Here is a 17329-nt window from a genome sequence, read left to right as displayed (position 1 = left end):
ATCAGACCCCCCATCCGGTGATGAACTCGGCCGCGCCGGGCTCCTGCACCATCGGGGCGCGGACGAGACGTGCGCGGAACCGGACCCCGTCCACGGCCTCCTCGCGCCACTTCTTGGTCTCGACGCCCGACGACGTCGGGTTATCCTCGTTCGCGCCGGGAGGCACCGGCGAGCCCTGGTATCCGCCACCGAGACGCTCGTAGGCGAGCGAACCGAGCATGGTGGAGTCCAGCACCAACGGATTGGCGAACCCGTTGTTGGTGGCCAGGTAGGTCAGGCCGGCGATGCGGGCCATGTTGCCGTTGGCGATGATGTTGTCCGCGGTCTCGCGGGGCATGCCCTGCAGGACGACGGCGCTCGAGACGACGTAAGCGAACTGCACGAAGGTGCAGACGACCACGTCGGGGTTGTAGCCCTTGTTGAGGCTGATGATGTCGGCCTTGGTGAGCATCGCGTCGCGGAACGGGTTCGCTCCGGCCGCGGTGAGAGCAGCGCCAGCAGCGCGGGAGGCCGTCACCTGCGAGCCGACCGCGGCGAGGACCAGACCGTCAGCCTTGAGGACGAGGGTGTTCGCGATCTTGGTGAGGTCGCGCATCACCTTGTCGATTCGGTTGTGCGCGATGTCCTCATCGCTGATGAGGGAGTCGAGGCCGTCCTTGAGCGGCTTGACGACGGCCATCTGGCCGGGCGTGGTCGCGGTGAGCGGGTACTCCGCGAGCGGCGACACGGTGCCCGACATGAGGTCGGCGACGATGCCCTCGGCGATTTCGTAGACGCCGGCGCCGGAGCCGGTGAGGTCGACGCGGCCGGCGAGGACCTTGTGCCCGATGAGGAATCGCTGGACGAGGGTGTTGAGCAGCCGGTAGATGCGGCGCGGGTCGTTCACCAGCCACTGCACGGTGATCGACTGGCCGGACACCACCGGTGCCGGGAAGTCGTAGGTGACGTCGGGCATGGGTCAGACTCCGTTCAGGGCGTAGGTGACGGACTGGCCGTTCGAGGCGGCCGAGCAGGCGGTCGCGATGAACGCGGCCACCGGGTCGGTGCCGGTGACCCACTTCCGGACGCTGCCGTTCGCGGCGGCGCAGAGCGGGTCGCCGACGGCGATGGTGCCGCTGGCGGTGCCGATATGGACGCCGACGCGGTAGACGGTGCCGACCTGTCCGACGGCGACGTCGGGTCCGATCACGCCGGCCACGCCGACCTGGGCGTCACCGGCGACGGCACCGGCCCAGGTGACGAGCTGGCCACCGGCCAGCGGTGCGGACGCGGTGAGCGGGATCTGGTCGCCCGGCAGGTAGCGGGGCAGGTACTGGCTCATCGGAGCGCTCCCTTCGGCAGGCCGGCGAGGGCGCCGAGGGCGTCGGCCTCGTCGTCGGTGAACGGCTCGGCGGTGACCGAGCTCTCGGCTCCGGCGGTGCCGGGGGCGCTCTTCGCGACCGGGTAGAGAACGGCCATGTCGGCGATGCGCCGGGCGGTCAGCTCGGGGTCGTTGTCCCAGTCGGCCTTGAGCTTGGCGACGTTCTCGGGGTTGCGGGAGAGCTTGCCGTCGGTGATGGCCTTGGCGATGGTGGCGTCGCGGTCCTCGGCGGACTGGCGGGCGGACGCGGCGGCGCCCTTGGCGGCCATGGTCTTGACGTCCTCCCACTGCTGGGTGTCGACCAGCGTCATGCCTGCAGGGATCTGGGCCGTGGCGGGAGCCGGCTCGGGCTCCGCCTTCTCGTTGAGGGCCTCGGCGTTCGCGGCGAGCACGGTGGCCTCGTCCGCGTCGTCCGAGAGCCCGAGCTGCTTGCGCAGCCCGTCGAGCAGGGTGTCCGACATGGCGTCGGCCTCCTTGGGATCGGTGGATGGGGCTACCGGCGGGGTGGCCGGGGTCTGGGGCGCGGCGGCGCGGGCTGAAGCGGCCGGGAGCAAGGCGAGGTCGAAGCGGCGGGCGGCGGCGCGGGCGGCGGGGTTGAGCTCGATGTCGATCTCAATGACGGTGCTGTCGTCGGTCTCGTCGGGCTCGTCCTCAGGCTGCGGCAGGTTGGCCGGCAGCATCGGGTCCAGGCCGACGCGGTCGGCGAGCTTGGCGGTCACAGCGGCGTCGGGCGTGTACCAGGTGGTGTCGCGCATGACGGCCCGCCACTGCTCGGCGGTGCCGCCAGCCTTGAGGGCGTAGAGGCTGGCGTAGCTGTCACTGATGGCGTTGAGCATGTTGAGGCCGGCCTGCATCGCAACGACGTCGCCGTAGGCGAATCCGGACGCGTCGTGGACCATCAGCACGCTGCCGGGCGCCATCGACAGGGTGCTGCCGGCGACGGCAATGATGGAGGCCGCCGAGGCGGCCATGCCGTAGACGGTGACGCGGACGTCGCCGGGGTAGGCGCGGAGGAGGTTGGCGATGGCGACGCCTTCGGTGGCCTCACCGCCGGGCGAGTTCACGCGAACGTAGAGGGTGTCGACGGCGCCGATCTCGGCCAGGGCGGCGTCGACGTCGTGGGAGGAGATGCCCCACCAGCCGCCGTAGCTGTCAATCACGTCGAAGATGTCCAGCGTGGCCGAGCTGCTCGCTGCGTCTGTGCCGCCGCCGGTGGGAACGCTGCCGGCCGCTTCCGCTCGGGCGGCGTGTCGGTGGATCGCGACCGGGCGTGACACCTCGGCGGACGGCCGCACTGAACCGCGGTAGCGGTACTGCGGCACGATCTCGTGCTCGGTCACTGCGCCTCCGTCGGTGTGCCTGTGGTCGGATCGGTCGGGACCGGCTGGTTCGCCGGGTCGTTCGGGTCCTCGTCGGGGATGCCGTACCGGTTGCGGATCCAGTCGCGGGCTGGCTGGTCGCCCCTGAGGCCGCCGTACTGCATCAGCCAGTTGATGTCTTCCGCGGTGAGCTGAACGTCCGCGCCCACGTCCTCGCACACGATCTGCGGCGCCGACTCCGAGTCGCCCCAATTGGCATCCACCAGCGGTACGACGATCTGCTGCGTGCCGTCTTGGGCGATGCGGTCAGCCTCGGCCTGCTGCGCGTAGACCATGAGGTCCATGACCGTCTCACCGAGGGACCGGTTACCGCGCTCGGCGGTGGCCATGTCCAGGATCGAAGTCAGGGTGGCGCGGGTGATGTAGCGGTCGAGCATGTTCACGAACGCGGGAGCGTCCGGCACGGACCCGGTCATGCCGGTGAGCGTGTACCGGTAGCCGGGCGGCGGAACGATGTGCGACCGAGACGTGGCCTGCAGCGTTGACAGGGCGCGCTGCGCAGCGGCTTCCTGCTGCGGTGTGATGCTCGCGCCCGGCATCGGCTCGAATCCGGGGACGCCCATCGAGAACCGTTGGATGGCGGTGGCGTGTCGGCGCAACGCGTCGGTCTTCATCAGCCACGGTGCGTAGGCCTCACGGATCATGGATCGGCCGAAGTAGTTGCTGCCCTCTCGCTCGCGGGCGTACCAGATCAGCTCGTGGTTGGCCGTCTGCATCTGGACTGGCTTCCCGGCCATGCCCAGGCCCTGTTCGGCGGCCTTCAGGGTGCCGTCCGGGTTCAGCCGCAGCGCACTGATGGTCTGCGGCATCCGCTCCTGGACCATGCCGAGCCGCCACGCGCCGTTCTCGTCGTTCCACTGCTGCGCGAACGGGGCGTGACCGAACACGGTCGACAGCGACAGGGCGACACGTAGGTGTTCGGCCCAGGTGAACCCGCGTCGACGTGCGCCTTTCGGCTCGGGGTCCACACCCTTGATCGGCAGGCCGAGGTCATCGGCGATGCGGGCCGTGACTTCGTCGCGGCAACCTGACCCGTCGATAGACCAGCGGGCGCGGGTGATGGCGAGGTAGTAGGCGCGCAGGACGGCGGCGATCTGGGGGTCGTGCCGCATCTTGGCGAACGTCTCGACCGACTTGGGGTGAGTGAGGTCGGGGTTGGCTTCGAGGACGAGGTCCATCGCCACGCCGAAGATGTCCGGGGCGAGAACAGCGTCGTCGAGGTAGCCGCTGAGGGAGGCAGGCTCGGCCATCGGTCCGCCTCCTCAGGGGTCAGAACGCTGCGGTCAGGAAGTCGACGTCGTCGGGGTCATGCACAGGGCGCTGCGCCTGCTCTTCGAGGGCCGTCTGCATCGGAAGCCAGTGGGCGATGGCGACGCGGGCGGCGTAGGCCATGACGTCGACCTGGTCGTCGTGGGCCACGTTCGGGAAGTCGGCGTGCTCGTCGAGCCACGTGTCGAGCCACTCGGCACCGTTCGGGAGCCACACCTTGTGCTGCCGCACCAACCCGGCCGCGGCGAGTGCCCTGGTGAGCTTGTCCTTGTCCGGGGTCAGCTTTGAGATCGGGACGTTGCTGCGGCCGAGCGCGTGCGTGAGGGTCGTCCCGAACGACGCCGCCTCGATGTGGACGACGTCGTACATCCCGAGCCAGCGTTGCCGCAGCGGCGCGAGGAACGCGGCGTGGTCCAGCTCGGGCACCCGGTCGCGGCGCCGGTCGAGCAGCACCAGATCACCGGAGATCGTGATCGCCCACGCAGCGGCGACGGTGTAGTCCGCAGATGTCTTAATCGAGGTGGCGAGGTCGATGGTGATGAACCGTGAGCAGTCGGCCAGGTCGAAGCTGTCACCCTCGAGCCGCAGCATCTGCCGGCCGGAGTCGGTGAACGGCTCCCAGTAACGCCAGTCGCCGCGTTTGAAGATGCCGCCCTCCGCCGCGGTGGGCCGCTGCTGGTACAGCGACGACCACACGTAAGGCGACGTCGTCTTCTGCTTGGCCGCGTAGTAGCCGGGCGGGTGCAGGTCCGGGTTCGCCGACGCGATCTCCTGCCCCGGTTCGCGGCCGAGCGGATCGTCGTTCTCGGCGAGCGCCGGCATCGACAGCACCGTCCACTGGCCCGGTTCCCGCTCAAGCAGCCGGCCGGACAGATCGTCGACGTGCCAGCGGGTGTTCATCAGGATGGTGCGGCGGGCGCGGACTCCGCCGTCGTTCTCCCAGAAGTCCCACGCCCGGTCCCGGATAGTCTTCGACTCGGCAGAGGCGCGGTCCTTGAACGGGTCGTCGATGATCAGGACGTCGATGGGACGGCCGGTGGTGCCTGCGCCGATGCCGGTGCAGTAGAGCCCGCCGCCCTGAGCGGTTTCCCATCGGCCGGCGGCCTGCGAGTCGGCCTTCAGGGTGAGGCCGAGGTCAGCGTTGGCCTCGAGGTCGCGTTTGATCTGCCGTCCCCAGCGGACGGCGAGTTCTTTCTCGGCAGAGACGATGACGATGCGGGTGGTGGGGTCGCAGGTCAGCATCCATAGCGGCGTCCACCGTGACACCCGCTGGGACTTGCCGATCTGGGGTGGCGCGTAGATCTGCTGCTTGGTGGTGCGGCGGTCGAAGACGTTGACCACGGCCCGGTCGATGAGGTCGAGCGGGGCGGTCTGCCGGGTGAGGGGGTCGCAGTGTCGGGCGAGCTCGCCGGGCGTGGCGAAGCGGCGCGGGGCCGGCTCGAACGACCGGGCGGCGTACTCCCACCAGTCGGCCATCCTGGTCTCCTAGCTGGCGAGCGCCCTCAAACGGAGCGGCACGACCGTCCCGGCCTTCGATGCCTGCTCCGGGGTGAGGTTGAGGTCGTCGAGGATCTTGCGGATCACGTCGGCGACGAGCGCGCCCTGCTCTTCCGCGAGGCGGACACGGCGCTCTTCGATACCGGCCTTGATCGCTTCGGCGCAGATCTTCACGAGCCGGTCATGCCACTCACCGAGCAACGCGAGCCACGCGTTCGGCTTGGCCTCGTCGGTGGTGCCGGCGTCGTCGCCGCCGGTCTTCTCCTTCGTGCGGCCCCACACGAGATCGTCGTCGGTGTCGACGCCGGCGACCTTGTCCCGCAGCCAGGAGACGTACCCGGCGGTCCACTTCACCGCGTCGAGGAGCGCGTCGGTGGGGTTGGTGTCGATGGGCTCGCCGAAGCGTCGGAGGACGCGTTCAGCCTGCTGTTCGGCCACGCGGCGCTCCCCTGCTGCTCGGTTGGCTGGTGCGGCGCCGCCGTGGACGGGGCACACGTCCTGGCCGCGCATCGGGAACCTGCCGCACGGCCGCGGCTCGTCCAGCAGCGGCCGGTCCTGGCCGGGGACGTACCCGTCGCGGTCGTGGGTGACGTGGCTGGTGCAGGTTTGCAGCCCGTTCCGGCCGATGTGCTGCTGGCGGCAGGACTGGCAGACGGGGACGTCGTCACCGCGGGCACGTTGGGAGCGTGGGTTCGCCATCACGCACTCCCTGGAACGGCGAAACCCCGGCCAGCTGACACCTGGTCGGGGTCCCTGGGCATGACGAACACACCCAGACCGCTAATTGATACCACGACGGTCACGGTTCCCGCCAGTATCAGTCAGGCCAGTGGGCGCGGTACGTACTGTTTGTGGCGTCGTATTGGTCGCGCTCAATGACGTAGACGACGGTGCGATTCCTTGCACGGATCGTGAGAACGTCGTCTTCCAGCGACACGTACCTCGCGTAGGGATGCCAACTTCCCGCCTCGGCGAGCTGCTCCAGCTCTTGCAGCAGCCCCGATGTGACGCGCATGACGGGATCGGCACGATCGATCGTGAACGGACTGCCGTTGAGCGGTAACGGGGTGTCCTGGCGCCACAGCTCAAGGAGCTCAGTCATGACGCCCTCCGTGCTCGGTCCTTCGGGTACTCGTGCGGACGGTACGCCTCCACCAGGTCGAGCAGCTGCCGCGCGTCGAACAGCTCGGCACCGGTCTTGTCGACGGCGCGGACCTCGAGCCGCCGGTGGTAGATCCACGACCGGACAGTGGACGCCGGCGGCCAGGTAAGCTTCAGGACGCGTTGCGCGAACGCCCGCAACGGGGCGAGCGGCACCAGCGCCCCTTCGAGCGAGGCGGTGAGCCATTCTTCGCGTTCGGCGACGTCGTGGACGGTGCCGCAGCCGTCGCGTTGCCCGTCGGGTGCCCAGCCGTCGCAGGTGATGGTGACGTCGCGGCCTTCGGTGATCTTCGTGGCGAGCCAGTCGGCGTCGAAGACGCGTCCGGGGGCGTAGAGGTCGCGGTCGCAGCGTCGCTGCACGGGGACGATCCACTTCGTGCCGTCGCGGTCCTCGCTGACCTCGTCGACGATGGTGGCGTGGCAGGGGCCGGCGAACACCCGCGACGGGGACCGGTCGATCACCCGCTCGATCCGCCAGCGATGCCACACGATGCGGTCGTGGACCTCGGCAGCGTCCGGGGAACGGCGCACCTCCCGCATGTTCGACAGCAGCCACCCGACCACCGTGCGGGAGCTGACCTCGTCCGCCCCGACCAGGCACGCCAACCTGAGCAGCTCATCGATGGTCTCGCGGTGCAAGTCCGACGCGGTCAAGTCCACCGGGAGCGGGTTCGGCTTCAACGCCAACGTCGCGCCGCGCCAGTCCTCGTCCGGCGCCGCAGCACGCCGCCCGGCACGGTAGGTGCGGGCCTGCCGTGACGCGGTCACGGTGAGCTCGGCGAGCAGCGCGGGCAGGTCACCGAGCGCGGTCTCGACCTCGCTGGTGTGGTGGCCGCAGAGGTGGAGCTCCGTCGGCCGCTGGCAGTCAGGAACGAGGCAGCTCACGTCGAGTCTCCTTCGCGGGCCCGCAGGCCGTCCTTGAATCCTTGGAGGTAGCCGGTGCGCTCGCCGAGCCGCCCGACGGTGATGTGGCTGGCGGAGAGGAACGCGACGATGAGCAACCAGAGCCAGGTCATTCGGTGTTCTCCTTCTGGGCTGAGGCGAGAGCAGCGGCGAGGTACCGCCGGAACGTGGCGATCGCCCTGTCATGGAGTTCGCGGTCCTCGGGCGTGTCCATAACGACGTGCTCGTGAACGTCGATGACGTTGTTCGCGAGCTTCGTCAAGTTGGCGATGCATGCTTCTGCCACCGCCAACCGGGAAGCAAGATCGTCACGCTGAGCTTCGGTTGCGATCAGCATCCACATCGCTGCGGTAGCCGCGTCTCGCATAGCTACGAAGCCGATCGAGTCGAGCCGACGCAGCTCGGCGTGCCAGTCGGTGGGCTCGTCCGGGGCGTAGACCGAGCGGAATCGACGGACAGCGGCATTGATCGTGTCGAGCTCGCGCAATGCCTCGTCGAGGCCGCCCGCCTCGTCGCTTCTCGGGTCGCTCACCGGGAACCACCCCGCCGTGCGCCGAGGAACAGAAGCACGTACTGCGCGGCCAGGCAGGCGAGAGACAGCCACCACCACGGGTCGGTCGCCTCACCCATGCTGCTCACCCCGCCACATCGCTGCGACGGCACACGTGGCCGTAGTCGTCAGGGTCGCGCCGGACGCCGTGCTCTCGGTCCCACTGGTCGTCCCGCTCACGCTCCCGGCCATGGACAAGCCCCTGCCGGTACGAGAGGGTGCAGCCCATCGTTGTGATGACCGCGACGACGCCCAGGAGCAGCAGCAGCGCCAGTACCCCGCTCATCGCTGCTCACCGCCAGCCTCGGGGTCGATGCGTACCTGCAGCGTCTGCAGCGCCCCATCGATTGACACGGTCACGTCCAACACCAGATCGGGCGCCTCCACCGCTGCGATCTGCACGTCCATGCATTCGACAAGGCGACCGTCTGGCAAGCGAACCGTTCGCCAGTCGGTGTGACTCACGGTCTTGTCGCCGCTCATCGTCTGTCTCCGTTCTCGCGGGTCTCGTCTCCGTAGAAGCCGTGGAGCTGCGTCGCCGTCGCCTGGCGATGAAGCTCGGCCACGTCCTCCGGCGATAGGCGCGCCGTCGCGACCTGGCCGTCCGGCAGGCGAATCTGCAATCCAAAGAAGCCAGGCCGATCGACTGAACCCACCACGCGCACCCCCGGCGCCGGCTCGTCCAGGCCGTGAGACCAGACCGCGTCGCAGGCGATGAACTCGGTAACCATGCTCGGCTCGCTCATCCCGTCGTCTCCGTGGTGTCGGGTGACGAGGCGAGGACGGCTGTTCCGGCTTCGGTTCGCGCGTAGGCGTGCACGTGTCTACCGCAGGAGATCGCCCACTTGGACTCGGCCAGGCCGAGGTGTTCAAGCTGAGCCAGTAGGGCGCCAGCCGCAGCGGCTTTGAGCCCGGTTCGGTATGCAACCACGTTCCGCGTGATGTGCCGCTCGTCGAGCGCTTGCAGCGCACGCAACGCGAGAAGCTGATCAGTTGTGCATTGCACTTGGACCTCGCTCATCCCGTCGCCTCCGTGGTGTCGGGTGCGGAGTTGGAAGTTCCTGCAACTCGGGTTGCAGCGTCCGCCTCCGTGGTGTCGGGTGACGAGGGATACCCAGCGAGGTCTCGGGCGTCGCGGACGAAGGTCATACGCCTGTGCTCCGGTGTCGACCCCAGCAACGCCGCAGATAGGAGGGCATCGATCTTGGCGAGTTGGGCGCGGGCCTCGTCAGCCTCGCCCTGCGCGGTATCTACCTCGTTCTCGGCCCAGTTCAGCCGTTCTCGCAGCTCCCGCGCTTCCCCTTCGGCACGCTCAGCACGGGACAGGGCGGCGTAGGCCTGATCGGCGTTCTGCTTGGCTCGCGCCTCCAAGGCCTCGCACGAGCTGTTGGCGTCGCGCAACAGTTGCTCGGCGCTCTCAGCACGAGCCACAGCAGCGGCCAGCGCGCCGATCGCCGGCTCGATGATCGTTGCGATCTCTAGGGACTCGGCCACGATGTTCGTGACGTCGTGGCGTTCGAGGTCAGCCGCTACTGCGGCTGCGACCTTTGATCGGAGCCCGTCACGGTCCACCCCGGTCACGACGACACCCCGGCAGCGAGAGCAGTAGCGCACGGCCAGGTGGTCTCGTCGTAGCGTGTCGGCGGTCGCTGACATTCGGCGCACATCTGGTCAGTGCCTCCGACCGTGGCCACCGACACCGGGCGGTGCAGCGCCAAGACCGCGCGCAACGCAGCGACCAAGGCGGGGACGTCGGTACGGGCCGCAGCGATGAAGTCAGCGTCCTCAATCGCAGACTCGATACCGGAAAGCTCGGTCTGCGCGACATGCACATCCAGTGGGTCAGGGGCGCCGACGAAGACCATGCCGCCCTCCCCGATGCTGCGAACCCACGGCCCGCGGGTGGCTGCTGCTGCCTGCTGTTCGATGCGGTCGAGGTCCAGGCCGGTCATGACTCTCCTCGGTGGTCGGCCATGCAGTCGGCAGGGCAGTCGTCGTCGCAGTGCGGGCCACTCGGGCAGCCGCACACCTCGCACACGTTGTCCTCGGGACACCAGCGGCAGGGACCGGTCGGCTCGCCGCAGCGGGGGCACAGGCCGGTCATGACGCCGGCTCCCACGTTCTGTTCTGGCTGCGCAGTCACGACGACACCTCGGCACGACGAGCCGCGGCGGCGCTCTGATGTTCATGTGCCCAGCCGAAGATTTCGACACCTGAACCGAAGTTGGGGTACCAGGCGCCGGATGATCCCTGGGTGCAGTTGCCGTGATCGATTGCTCGCGTGCCCAGCAGATAGCTGTCGCGAGCGTCCCAGTCGGGCCTGATGCCCGTAGTGGGTCGTTCGTTGGGTAGCGTCATCGCCAGCCCCCTTCTCGTGTGCGCGAGTGGTGGGTTAGGCCCCGGTTGGTGTTTCCAGCACCGCCGGGGCTGTCTCTATTTTCGCACGTCCGCGCATAAACCGCGAGCAGCAAACCCGTCACGACGCCTCCTCGATAAGTCGGTTGAGAGATGCCGCAATCCGCGCGGCCTGGTTGATGTCGAGCCACTGCGGAGCGGCGATACAGACGCGGTTGCCGACACGCAGCACGATCACGTCGCGGGCAATCTCCGTCGCAAACCCCGGCCCCGACGGGAGTTGCCCGGCGATCACCGCCGTGTCTCCGTCTCGTCCAGCCACACCCGCGGTTACCTTCGGGCCCCACGCCGTGACTTGCGGTGCGGCGTGGGGGTTCGGAAGTAGTCGGCCGCGTCCCGCATCTGCTGAGCGAAGCGGCGAGCCTCCCGATAGGCCTTCAAGCTCTCGTGTTCGAGAATTAGCTGACCCTGCTCATCCCAGTGAGGCGCCGAGCGGGCCAGGATGTCCCGCAGGCGTCGTTCGTCCTCCACGTCCCCACGCAGCTGCGCGTCGGTGATGTAGCGGTGCAGCGCGGAGCGGAGTCGAGCAGACTCGGCTGCGGCTAGATTCAGCCGGCGGCTAAGAATTTCTCTGTCATTGTCCATCCGTCCTCCGTCTCGTCCAGCCACACCCGACACACCCATCACGCAGCCACCGCCAACTGCTCAAGCAGCTGCTCGCCAATGTGCTCGGTGAAATACGGCGGGATGGCCTCAGCCAGCTCGTTGCGGTTCGTCCAGTCGATCTCCATCACCTCGCGAGCGAGCGCCACCGGGTAGCAGTTCCCCGCCACTGAGATGACGGTTCCGGGTTTCCAATGGCCGGCCTTGCTCGCTGGAACCAAGTGCCTCGGATGCGGCGGAGCAGTCACTGAGAAGGACGTCTCGAATAGGCGATGTCGGTAGAGCGCACGACCGAACATCGCGCCGCACAACATCAGACCCGACGCGCCCAACAGATCATCCTGGTGCGGCAGTCCCGAACCGAGCACGTTCTCCATCACCCACGGTTTGCCGATGCGCTGAAGCTCGAACCGGGTCACGTCGATCAAGGCCGGGTAGGTCTCTCCTACACCGGGACGGCAGTTCGTCATGCCGCTGTACGACTGGCACGGCGGCGACGCGTGGATAGCGTCGAACTCGTGCCCGTGATCGCGGATGAATTGCACCGCGTCGGTCTGCATGAACTCGCTGCCGCAGTAGTTCGGCTGTGGAGACAGGTCAACGCCGACGACATCGAACCCGGCGCGCTCGTAGCCTTTCGTTGCGCCGCCAGCGCAGCAGAAAGCGTCCAGCAGTCTCGGCCGCCCGCTCATGCCTGTTCCCTGTTCGACAGGTCACCGTCAGCCGCCGGCGACGACGGCTGACGGAGTTGGCACCAGCCGATGCCGTGTGACTCCGCGACGTCAGCGATTGCGTTCTCGGCCCGGATTACACCGGCGTAGAAGCTGTCCACGGCACCGGTCTCGGACCGCTCTACGTGGACCGCGAGCCAAATCTCGTGCAGTAGGTCTCGAACATCGTCGCTGCTCATGTCCCGGCCCCGGTGTCAGCAGCAGCGAGCCAGGCTTCGAGGGTGCGGACCGGTATTCCGACCTGCCTGGCGGTGAAGCACTCCAGCATCGCGCCTTTGGACTGCTCCCATCCGGGCAGGAGGGCGACGCCGGTGCAGGCCATCATCGCGGCGAGGTCTCCTCGCATGTAGCAGTCGTAGTGCCGCGTCTCGTCCTCGCTGATGGGCCCGCATTCGGGCAGGCAGATTGGGTCGCAGTGGAAGGGGTTGACCGCGGTGAAGCCGTCGGCCTCTAGGCGCACGGCTGCCATGGCGAAACGCTTCCGCGCATTGGTGACGCCTTTGATCGGGCCGCTGATGTAGATCGTGCTGCTCATCGCGTGGCCTCCCCGGTGTCAGCAGCAGGATGCACTTGACGGCGTTGGCGGCCCGCATAAGGCCCGTACTGGTGGAAGACCTGCACCTGGCCGGCGGTGATCTCGTTCAGAACGGCTGCAGCTTCTCGTGCGACCGCTTCGTAGTGCGCCTGTAGCTGGTTGATGGCCTCGGCTGGTTCGGCCCAACCCCATACTCCGATGCCGCCGTGGCGCGTGCTGATCTCGGTGTACTTGTCGCTCATCGCTGGGCCTTCCTGGTGTCGAGAGGGAGGGCGTCGCGGACGAGCGCTGCCCACTGGGCGATGGTGAGGACGACGCGGTAGTCGCCACCGTGGAGGCGGAGGAGGGTGGCGGCGTGGGTGGCGCCGGCGTTGCAGCGTTGCTGCTCGGCCTCGAGCGGCTTGACGCGGAGCGCGCGGGTCTTGTCGGCCCAGTCGGCGACCTGGACGACGGTGTCGGGGATGCCGTCGAGGTCGCCTTCGTCGTCGGTGCGGCCGGCGCCGAGTTTGCGGCGGACGGGGTAGCCGAGGTGGTCGGCGATGAGGGTGGCGGCTTCGCGTTCGGCCCGGTCGCCCTTGCGTTTCTGGGATCCGGTCATGCGGTTCTCCGGGTGTTGGTGTGGGTGCAGCGGCCGGCTGGTTCTCGGGTGTGGGGGTCCTCGAGCCAGCCGGTGCCGCCGCAGTCGGGGCAGTTGCGGATGGCGTCGGCTTCGAGGCGGGCGGCGCGTTCTTGGTCGCGGTCGGCGCGTTTTTCGGCGCGTTCGCGGGCGGCTTGGCAGCCGCGGCAGGGGCCGGGGTCGGGGTTGCCTCGGTGGGTGGTGCAGCGGGCGTCGGCGGGGGTGGCTGGTGGGGGCTGCGTGGCGTCGGGCGGGGGGAGCGTTTCGTAACGGTCTCCCTCTTCGGAAGTACCGCTGTTGTCTCTGTCTGTGTCTATGTCTATGTCTATGTCTATGGCTTCGGACGTCCGAAGCACGCTGCTTCGTTCTGCTTCGGTGTTTGCTTGGCTGGGTGCTTCGGAGCGGCGAACCTGTCCGCTTCGTTTTCCGCCCTTGCGGCCGGCGGCTGCCTTGACCTCGGCTTCGGCCTCGAGCTGGGCTCGGGACTTGTTTCGCTTGAGGTAGCCGGGAAGGTGGTAGCCGTCGTCGGTGTGCTCGGCGAGGCCGACGTCGACGAGCCGGTCGGCGTCGCGCTTCCCGATGCGGGGGGTGTCGGGGTAGACGAGCTTCCCGACGACTTCGGCGGGGACGTGGCCGTCGGACTTCTCGCGCTTGCAGTACCGCCACATTGCGACGAGGAGGTCGCGGCAGGCGCGGGCTTCGCCGGGTCGGGTGTAGCGGGCGAGGCGGGCTACTTTCTCGTCGTCGTCGAAGTCGACGTCGAGGGGCAGGAACACGCGGGTCATTGGCTGGGCGCCTCCTCGGCTGGTGGCTCGCTGCTGTTGACGTCGCTGCTGTTGACGTCGTGTCCGGCGGCGGCGCGGATGCGTCGCCAGAGCAGGGGCCAGGGGTTGGCGTAGGCGCGGGTGATGCCGGCGCTGACGGTGCGGGCGAGGTCGGCGGGGCTGGCAGCGTGGTCGAGGGCTTCGCGGATGACGGGGACGGTCTGGGGGTCTAGGCGGAGTGCGTCGCGGAGCCGCCATGGCAGGGCGCTGGTGAAGTCCCGGAGGCTGGTGTCGGCCGGCTGGGTCATCGCAGCGGCTCCACGCTGATCAACTTCGCGACAGCTCCACAGCGCTTGCACTCCCAGTGATCGCTGAGAGACGCAAAGCGCAGCATGACGTTTGTGTGCGCATCGCAGAGCAAGATCACGGCGTGCTCACAGACGGGCTCGAAACGCAAGACGTTTGAGGCCACCCCTGAGCAGCGCGGATCCTCGCAGGGCGGCTGCAATTCGTTGCGGGTGCGCTCGTCGAGCACAGTCTCGGTCGCGGTGGTCATGCGGTCCGCCTGGTGTGGCCGCGGGATTCCCGCTCGCCGACGATGCCCTGGCCGAGCTTGTGGCCGCTGGGGATGCCGTGACGGCCGCGGAGCCCGCAGATGCTCTTCGGGCTCATCTTCAGCGCGGCGGCGATGTCGGGGTCGGAGACGCCGCGGCGGGCGAGGCGCCGGACCTGCTCGATGCGTTCCTGTGCGCTGGCCGGGCGTGCCGGGCGCCGTGGCTGCTTCCGTGCGAGCTGACGGCGTTCGTCGGGGTCGAGGCCGCCCCACACGCCGTGGGTTTCGCCGGCGTCGAGGGCGGCGGTGAGGCACTGCTCGACGATGGGGCAGTCGATGCAGATGGCTTTGGCGGCGACGGTGTCGTGGCGGCTGAGGGGGTAGAAGACGTCGGGGTCGTCGACGTTGGCGCAGGCGGCCTGCTCGGTCCAGGGTGCGGGTCGGAGGTCGTACTGGGGGGCGATGGTGGTGGGCTGCCGGCGGGTGATGACGGTGTCGGTGGTGTAGGTCATGGGGTGTCCTGGGTGGGGATGAGTGTGTGGAGGGCGCCGTGTTGGGTGCCGATCCAGCGGCGGACGAAGGCGCCGTGGGAGGGCTTGTCGCTGGAGACGTCGACCCCGATGCGGCGGATGATCTTGTCGTCCTGTGCCTGCCGGAACAGCACGCCAGAGGTGAAGCGGGAGAAGCCGTACTCGCGGAGCTGGGTGCGGCAGTCGTTGGCGGTGAACGACTGGCCGGTGCGGGCGAGCTTCTCGATGAGGGCGCGGCCGGCGGTCCAGTCCGGGCCGGTGTCGTCGATCTCGGCGGTCATGCGACGGCCTGCCGGAGGGGCCAGGAGGGGTCGACGGTGTCGGGTTTGCCCTGGCGGCGGAAGTAGTCCTGCAGTGACGCCGCCTGGCCGGCGCGCCACGCGGCTTGCAGGTCGTTGACCTGGGTGAGGTCGCCGAGGAGGTTGGGGTGGAGGTTCGCGAGCCGCCACGCGAGGCGGGCGGCGGCCTTGGCGTCTTCGGTGGAGTCGTGGGCGGCGTCGAGGCGGACGCCGTAGTGCTCGCAGGTGGCGGTGAGGGTGCGCTTCCCGCGGCGGTAGGGGTCGACGTGCTTGTCGATGACGTGGCCGTCGATGATGGGTCCGCCGATGGTGACGGCGCCGACGTCGTGGCGGCGGAGTTCGCGGTCGAGGACGGTGAAGTCGTAGGCGAGGTTGAAGCCGATGACGGGGCGGCCGGTGCGCCAGGCGTCGCAGATCTCGAACCAGATCTCGACGGCGGCGCTGGCGGGGTTGGTGCCGTTGGCTTGGGCGATGTCGGTGGTGATGCCGTGGATGGCGGCTGCGGCGTCGGGGATGTCGATGCCGGGGTTGACGAGCCAGGCGCGGTCTTCGGTCTGGGCGCCGTTGATCCAGACGGCGGTGCCGGTGACGATGCGTGCGTCGTCGGGGTCCGGCGAGGTGGTCTCGAGGTCCCACGCGAACAGTGGACCGTCCTGCCAGGTCATGCGTCACGCGCCTGTTCGCGGATGTCAGCGCCGTACTCGATGGGCATGACGTCCATCGACTTGCCGACGGCGTACCTCAGTGCGTCGATCTCCCTGTCGAATACGGCGAATCCGGACCAGTCGCCGTAGTAGGCCAGCCAGACGCGGTTGCCCTCCTCGGCGCTCATACCCCAGCCTCCGCGTGCAGAGCGTCGTCGTGGGGCTGGCCCTCGCCGGCGTTGCACACCGGGCACGGGTCGATGACCTCGCCGGTGATCTCGTTCGCCGTGACCCGGCCGTCGTCCTGCCCCGCCTCACGCTCGATAACCGGCGGCAGGGCCGGGACCGCGCCGTCGCTGATGCCCTGCGGCACACCCCGGTCAGCGAGCAGCGACCCCGACTGGTTGTCGACCTCGACCGCAGCGACGAACGTGGTCGTCTTGGGGAGCAGCTTGAACAGCTGCCGCACCGCGGTCTTGCGCTCCATCCAGTGCATCGGGTCCGGGATGCGGCCGGACGGGCCGGACTTCCCGCCGCGGAGCGCCTTCACCTCGTCGACGGTGAGGACCACGAACGCCGACGCGCCGGACTTCAGGCGGGCCGCGGCCCAGTAGTGGGTGATCTTGCCGCGGTCGCCCTTGGCGGGCTTGTGCCGCAGGTCGGCGTTGACGCCGTACCAGTAGTCGAACTCGTCGTTCTCGTGGACGGCCTGCGCGTCGAGGTGCGCGGCGAGCGGGTGGTTCCAGAACAGCTTCGCGAGGCCCTGATAGCCGACGATCAGCGTGCACTCGTTCTTGTAGGCGACGAGGTACGCCTCGCCGTTGACGCCGGGCTCGAGACCGAGCGCGGCGGCGGTGAGCAGCGCGCCGGCGAACGAGGCGGGGACGCAGCGGCCGAGGGCCGGATCCTGACGCACGCAGGTCAGCGCGAGACGGGCGATGCGGTCAGCGTCCATGCCGCGCGGGAGGGCACGGGCGATCTCCGGCTGCAGGCGGGAGATGAACTGGCCGACGGTGGGCTGGTCGCCCTGCTCGTTGCGGGTGGCGATCTGGGTCATGACGCGGTCTCCTGCGGGAAGTTGGGGCGAGCGAAATCGCCGAAGTAGGCGAGGGCAGCGGCGTCGTAGGCGCGCGCGGCCTGCAAGGTGGTGTCAAAGGTGCCGAGGCAGATGGACTTACCGTCGACCGTGATCTGAGCGGCCCAGCGGCCGCTCGGTCGGCGGCAAACCCCGCGGTAGCCCGACGCGCCACGCGGCGTGCGACTCGCGCGGATGTTCTGCGCGTGAGTCGCCCGACGTAGGTTCGCGCTGCGGTTGTCCAGCCCGTTGCCGTTGATGTGATCGACGAGCTGCCAGCCGGTGATGAGCCGGTGCATGACGATCTGCTTGGACGACGAGATGCTGTGCCGCGCGTACCAGGTTCGACCACTGCGGTAGGCGTGCCATGGCCCGGCGGCGAGGACACGGTCTTCGTCGGCGTCATCGACTAGGGCGACAAGGCCGCGAGAGAGCGGGATTTGGC

The 17329-nt window shown here is 68.8% G+C and carries 30 protein-coding genes; all 30 read right to left on the bottom strand.

Features of this window, described 5'->3' with window-relative positions; all coding sequences use genetic code 11:
* Position 1: 1 nt before the first annotated feature.
* Positions 2–955 carry a phage major capsid protein gene (locus tag AC0NZQ_RS09810; RefSeq protein WP_474529636.1) on the bottom strand — a complete coding sequence of 318 codons (954 nt, stop codon included), beginning with the start codon at positions 953–955 and terminating at the stop codon, positions 2–4.
* Positions 956–958: 3 nt separating this feature from the next.
* Positions 959–1321, bottom strand: a complete 363-nt coding sequence (locus tag AC0NZQ_RS09805) for a capsid cement protein (protein WP_474529635.1) — start codon at positions 1319–1321, stop codon at positions 959–961.
* A complete protein-coding gene (locus AC0NZQ_RS09800; RefSeq protein ID WP_474529634.1) occupies positions 1318–2700 on the bottom strand; it encodes a head maturation protease, ClpP-related in 1383 nt (460 codons plus the stop codon). The genes AC0NZQ_RS09805 and AC0NZQ_RS09800 overlap by 4 nt, the downstream gene beginning before the upstream one ends.
* Positions 2697–3989: a phage portal protein family protein gene (locus AC0NZQ_RS09795; RefSeq protein ID WP_474529633.1), complete on the bottom strand. Its 1293-nt coding sequence runs from the start codon at positions 3987–3989 to the stop codon at positions 2697–2699. The genes AC0NZQ_RS09800 and AC0NZQ_RS09795 overlap by 4 nt, the downstream gene beginning before the upstream one ends.
* Positions 3990–4008: 19 nt before the next feature.
* On the bottom strand, positions 4009–5484 hold the full coding sequence (gene terL, locus AC0NZQ_RS09790; protein WP_474529632.1) for a phage terminase large subunit: 1476 nt from the start codon (positions 5482–5484) through the stop codon (positions 4009–4011).
* A gap of 9 nt (positions 5485–5493) precedes the next feature.
* Positions 5494–6204, bottom strand: a complete 711-nt coding sequence (locus tag AC0NZQ_RS09785) for a hypothetical protein (RefSeq protein WP_474529631.1) — start codon at positions 6202–6204, stop codon at positions 5494–5496.
* A 118-nt stretch (positions 6205–6322) separates the two neighbouring features.
* Positions 6323–6607 (bottom strand): hypothetical protein, encoded by a 285-nt coding sequence (locus AC0NZQ_RS09780; RefSeq protein WP_474529630.1) that lies wholly within the window; start codon positions 6605–6607, stop codon positions 6323–6325.
* Entirely contained in the window at positions 6604–7551 is a 948-nt protein-coding gene (locus AC0NZQ_RS09775) for a hypothetical protein (protein WP_474529629.1), read from the bottom strand. The genes AC0NZQ_RS09780 and AC0NZQ_RS09775 overlap by 4 nt, the downstream gene beginning before the upstream one ends.
* Positions 7548–7682 carry a hypothetical protein gene (locus tag AC0NZQ_RS09770; RefSeq protein WP_474529628.1) on the bottom strand — a complete coding sequence of 45 codons (135 nt, stop codon included), beginning with the start codon at positions 7680–7682 and terminating at the stop codon, positions 7548–7550. Before AC0NZQ_RS09770 ends, AC0NZQ_RS09775 begins: the two co-directional genes overlap by 4 nt.
* Complete coding sequence (locus AC0NZQ_RS09765) at positions 7679–8179, bottom strand: hypothetical protein (protein WP_474529627.1); 501 nt, start codon at positions 8177–8179, stop codon at positions 7679–7681. Before AC0NZQ_RS09765 ends, AC0NZQ_RS09770 begins: the two co-directional genes overlap by 4 nt.
* A gap of 25 nt (positions 8180–8204) precedes the next feature.
* Entirely contained in the window at positions 8205–8405 is a 201-nt protein-coding gene (locus AC0NZQ_RS09760; protein WP_474529626.1) for a hypothetical protein, read from the bottom strand.
* A complete protein-coding gene (locus AC0NZQ_RS09755) occupies positions 8402–8602 on the bottom strand; it encodes a hypothetical protein (protein WP_474529625.1) in 201 nt (66 codons plus the stop codon). Before AC0NZQ_RS09755 ends, AC0NZQ_RS09760 begins: the two co-directional genes overlap by 4 nt.
* A complete protein-coding gene (locus AC0NZQ_RS09750; protein ID WP_474529624.1) occupies positions 8599–8865 on the bottom strand; it encodes a hypothetical protein in 267 nt (88 codons plus the stop codon). The genes AC0NZQ_RS09755 and AC0NZQ_RS09750 overlap by 4 nt, the downstream gene beginning before the upstream one ends.
* A gap of 271 nt (positions 8866–9136) precedes the next feature.
* On the bottom strand, positions 9137–9700 hold the full coding sequence (locus AC0NZQ_RS09745; protein ID WP_474529623.1) for a hypothetical protein: 564 nt from the start codon (positions 9698–9700) through the stop codon (positions 9137–9139).
* Positions 9697–10071: a hypothetical protein gene (locus AC0NZQ_RS09740; protein ID WP_474529621.1), complete on the bottom strand. Its 375-nt coding sequence runs from the start codon at positions 10069–10071 to the stop codon at positions 9697–9699. Before AC0NZQ_RS09740 ends, AC0NZQ_RS09745 begins: the two co-directional genes overlap by 4 nt.
* Positions 10072–10258: 187 nt before the next feature.
* A complete protein-coding gene (locus AC0NZQ_RS09735; protein ID WP_474529620.1) occupies positions 10259–10477 on the bottom strand; it encodes a hypothetical protein in 219 nt (72 codons plus the stop codon).
* Between the two features lie 118 nt (positions 10478–10595).
* Positions 10596–10769, bottom strand: a complete 174-nt coding sequence (locus tag AC0NZQ_RS09730) for a hypothetical protein (protein ID WP_474529619.1) — start codon at positions 10767–10769, stop codon at positions 10596–10598.
* Between the two features lie 388 nt (positions 10770–11157).
* Positions 11158–11829: a DNA cytosine methyltransferase gene (locus AC0NZQ_RS09725; RefSeq protein ID WP_474529618.1), complete on the bottom strand. Its 672-nt coding sequence runs from the start codon at positions 11827–11829 to the stop codon at positions 11158–11160.
* Positions 11830–12043: 214 nt separating this feature from the next.
* The gene (locus AC0NZQ_RS09720; protein ID WP_474529617.1) at positions 12044–12403 is read right to left on the bottom strand and encodes a DUF4406 domain-containing protein; all 360 of its coding nucleotides are present in this window, start codon (positions 12401–12403) and stop codon (positions 12044–12046) included.
* Positions 12400–12645 (bottom strand): hypothetical protein, encoded by a 246-nt coding sequence (locus AC0NZQ_RS09715; RefSeq protein ID WP_474529616.1) that lies wholly within the window; start codon positions 12643–12645, stop codon positions 12400–12402. Before AC0NZQ_RS09715 ends, AC0NZQ_RS09720 begins: the two co-directional genes overlap by 4 nt.
* Positions 12642–13001: a hypothetical protein gene (locus AC0NZQ_RS09710; RefSeq protein WP_474529615.1), complete on the bottom strand. Its 360-nt coding sequence runs from the start codon at positions 12999–13001 to the stop codon at positions 12642–12644. Before AC0NZQ_RS09710 ends, AC0NZQ_RS09715 begins: the two co-directional genes overlap by 4 nt.
* Positions 12998–13804: a hypothetical protein gene (locus tag AC0NZQ_RS09705; RefSeq protein WP_474529614.1), complete on the bottom strand. Its 807-nt coding sequence runs from the start codon at positions 13802–13804 to the stop codon at positions 12998–13000. The genes AC0NZQ_RS09710 and AC0NZQ_RS09705 overlap by 4 nt, the downstream gene beginning before the upstream one ends.
* Complete coding sequence (locus AC0NZQ_RS09700) at positions 13801–14091, bottom strand: hypothetical protein (protein ID WP_474529613.1); 291 nt, start codon at positions 14089–14091, stop codon at positions 13801–13803. The genes AC0NZQ_RS09705 and AC0NZQ_RS09700 overlap by 4 nt, the downstream gene beginning before the upstream one ends.
* Positions 14088–14339: a hypothetical protein gene (locus tag AC0NZQ_RS09695; protein WP_474529612.1), complete on the bottom strand. Its 252-nt coding sequence runs from the start codon at positions 14337–14339 to the stop codon at positions 14088–14090. Before AC0NZQ_RS09695 ends, AC0NZQ_RS09700 begins: the two co-directional genes overlap by 4 nt.
* Positions 14336–14848 carry a WhiB family transcriptional regulator gene (locus AC0NZQ_RS09690; RefSeq protein WP_474529611.1) on the bottom strand — a complete coding sequence of 171 codons (513 nt, stop codon included), beginning with the start codon at positions 14846–14848 and terminating at the stop codon, positions 14336–14338. Before AC0NZQ_RS09690 ends, AC0NZQ_RS09695 begins: the two co-directional genes overlap by 4 nt.
* The gene (locus AC0NZQ_RS09685; RefSeq protein ID WP_474529610.1) at positions 14845–15147 is read right to left on the bottom strand and encodes a hypothetical protein; all 303 of its coding nucleotides are present in this window, start codon (positions 15145–15147) and stop codon (positions 14845–14847) included. The genes AC0NZQ_RS09690 and AC0NZQ_RS09685 overlap by 4 nt, the downstream gene beginning before the upstream one ends.
* A complete protein-coding gene (locus AC0NZQ_RS09680; protein WP_474529609.1) occupies positions 15144–15830 on the bottom strand; it encodes an exonuclease domain-containing protein in 687 nt (228 codons plus the stop codon). Before AC0NZQ_RS09680 ends, AC0NZQ_RS09685 begins: the two co-directional genes overlap by 4 nt.
* On the bottom strand, positions 15827–15997 hold the full coding sequence (locus AC0NZQ_RS09675; RefSeq protein WP_474529608.1) for a hypothetical protein: 171 nt from the start codon (positions 15995–15997) through the stop codon (positions 15827–15829). The genes AC0NZQ_RS09680 and AC0NZQ_RS09675 overlap by 4 nt, the downstream gene beginning before the upstream one ends.
* Positions 15994–16866, bottom strand: coding sequence for a recombinase RecT (locus AC0NZQ_RS09670; protein ID WP_474529606.1), 873 nt, complete (start codon positions 16864–16866; stop codon positions 15994–15996). The genes AC0NZQ_RS09675 and AC0NZQ_RS09670 overlap by 4 nt, the downstream gene beginning before the upstream one ends.
* Entirely contained in the window at positions 16863–17183 is a 321-nt protein-coding gene (locus AC0NZQ_RS09665; RefSeq protein ID WP_474529605.1) for an AP2 domain-containing protein, read from the bottom strand. Before AC0NZQ_RS09665 ends, AC0NZQ_RS09670 begins: the two co-directional genes overlap by 4 nt.
* Positions 17184–17329 lie beyond the last annotated feature (146 nt).

Source organism: Jatrophihabitans sp. sgz311053, assembly GCF_056135305.1.
Note: the sequence above shows the minus strand (reverse complement) of the source record. Positions and strands in the feature narration are given on the sequence as shown.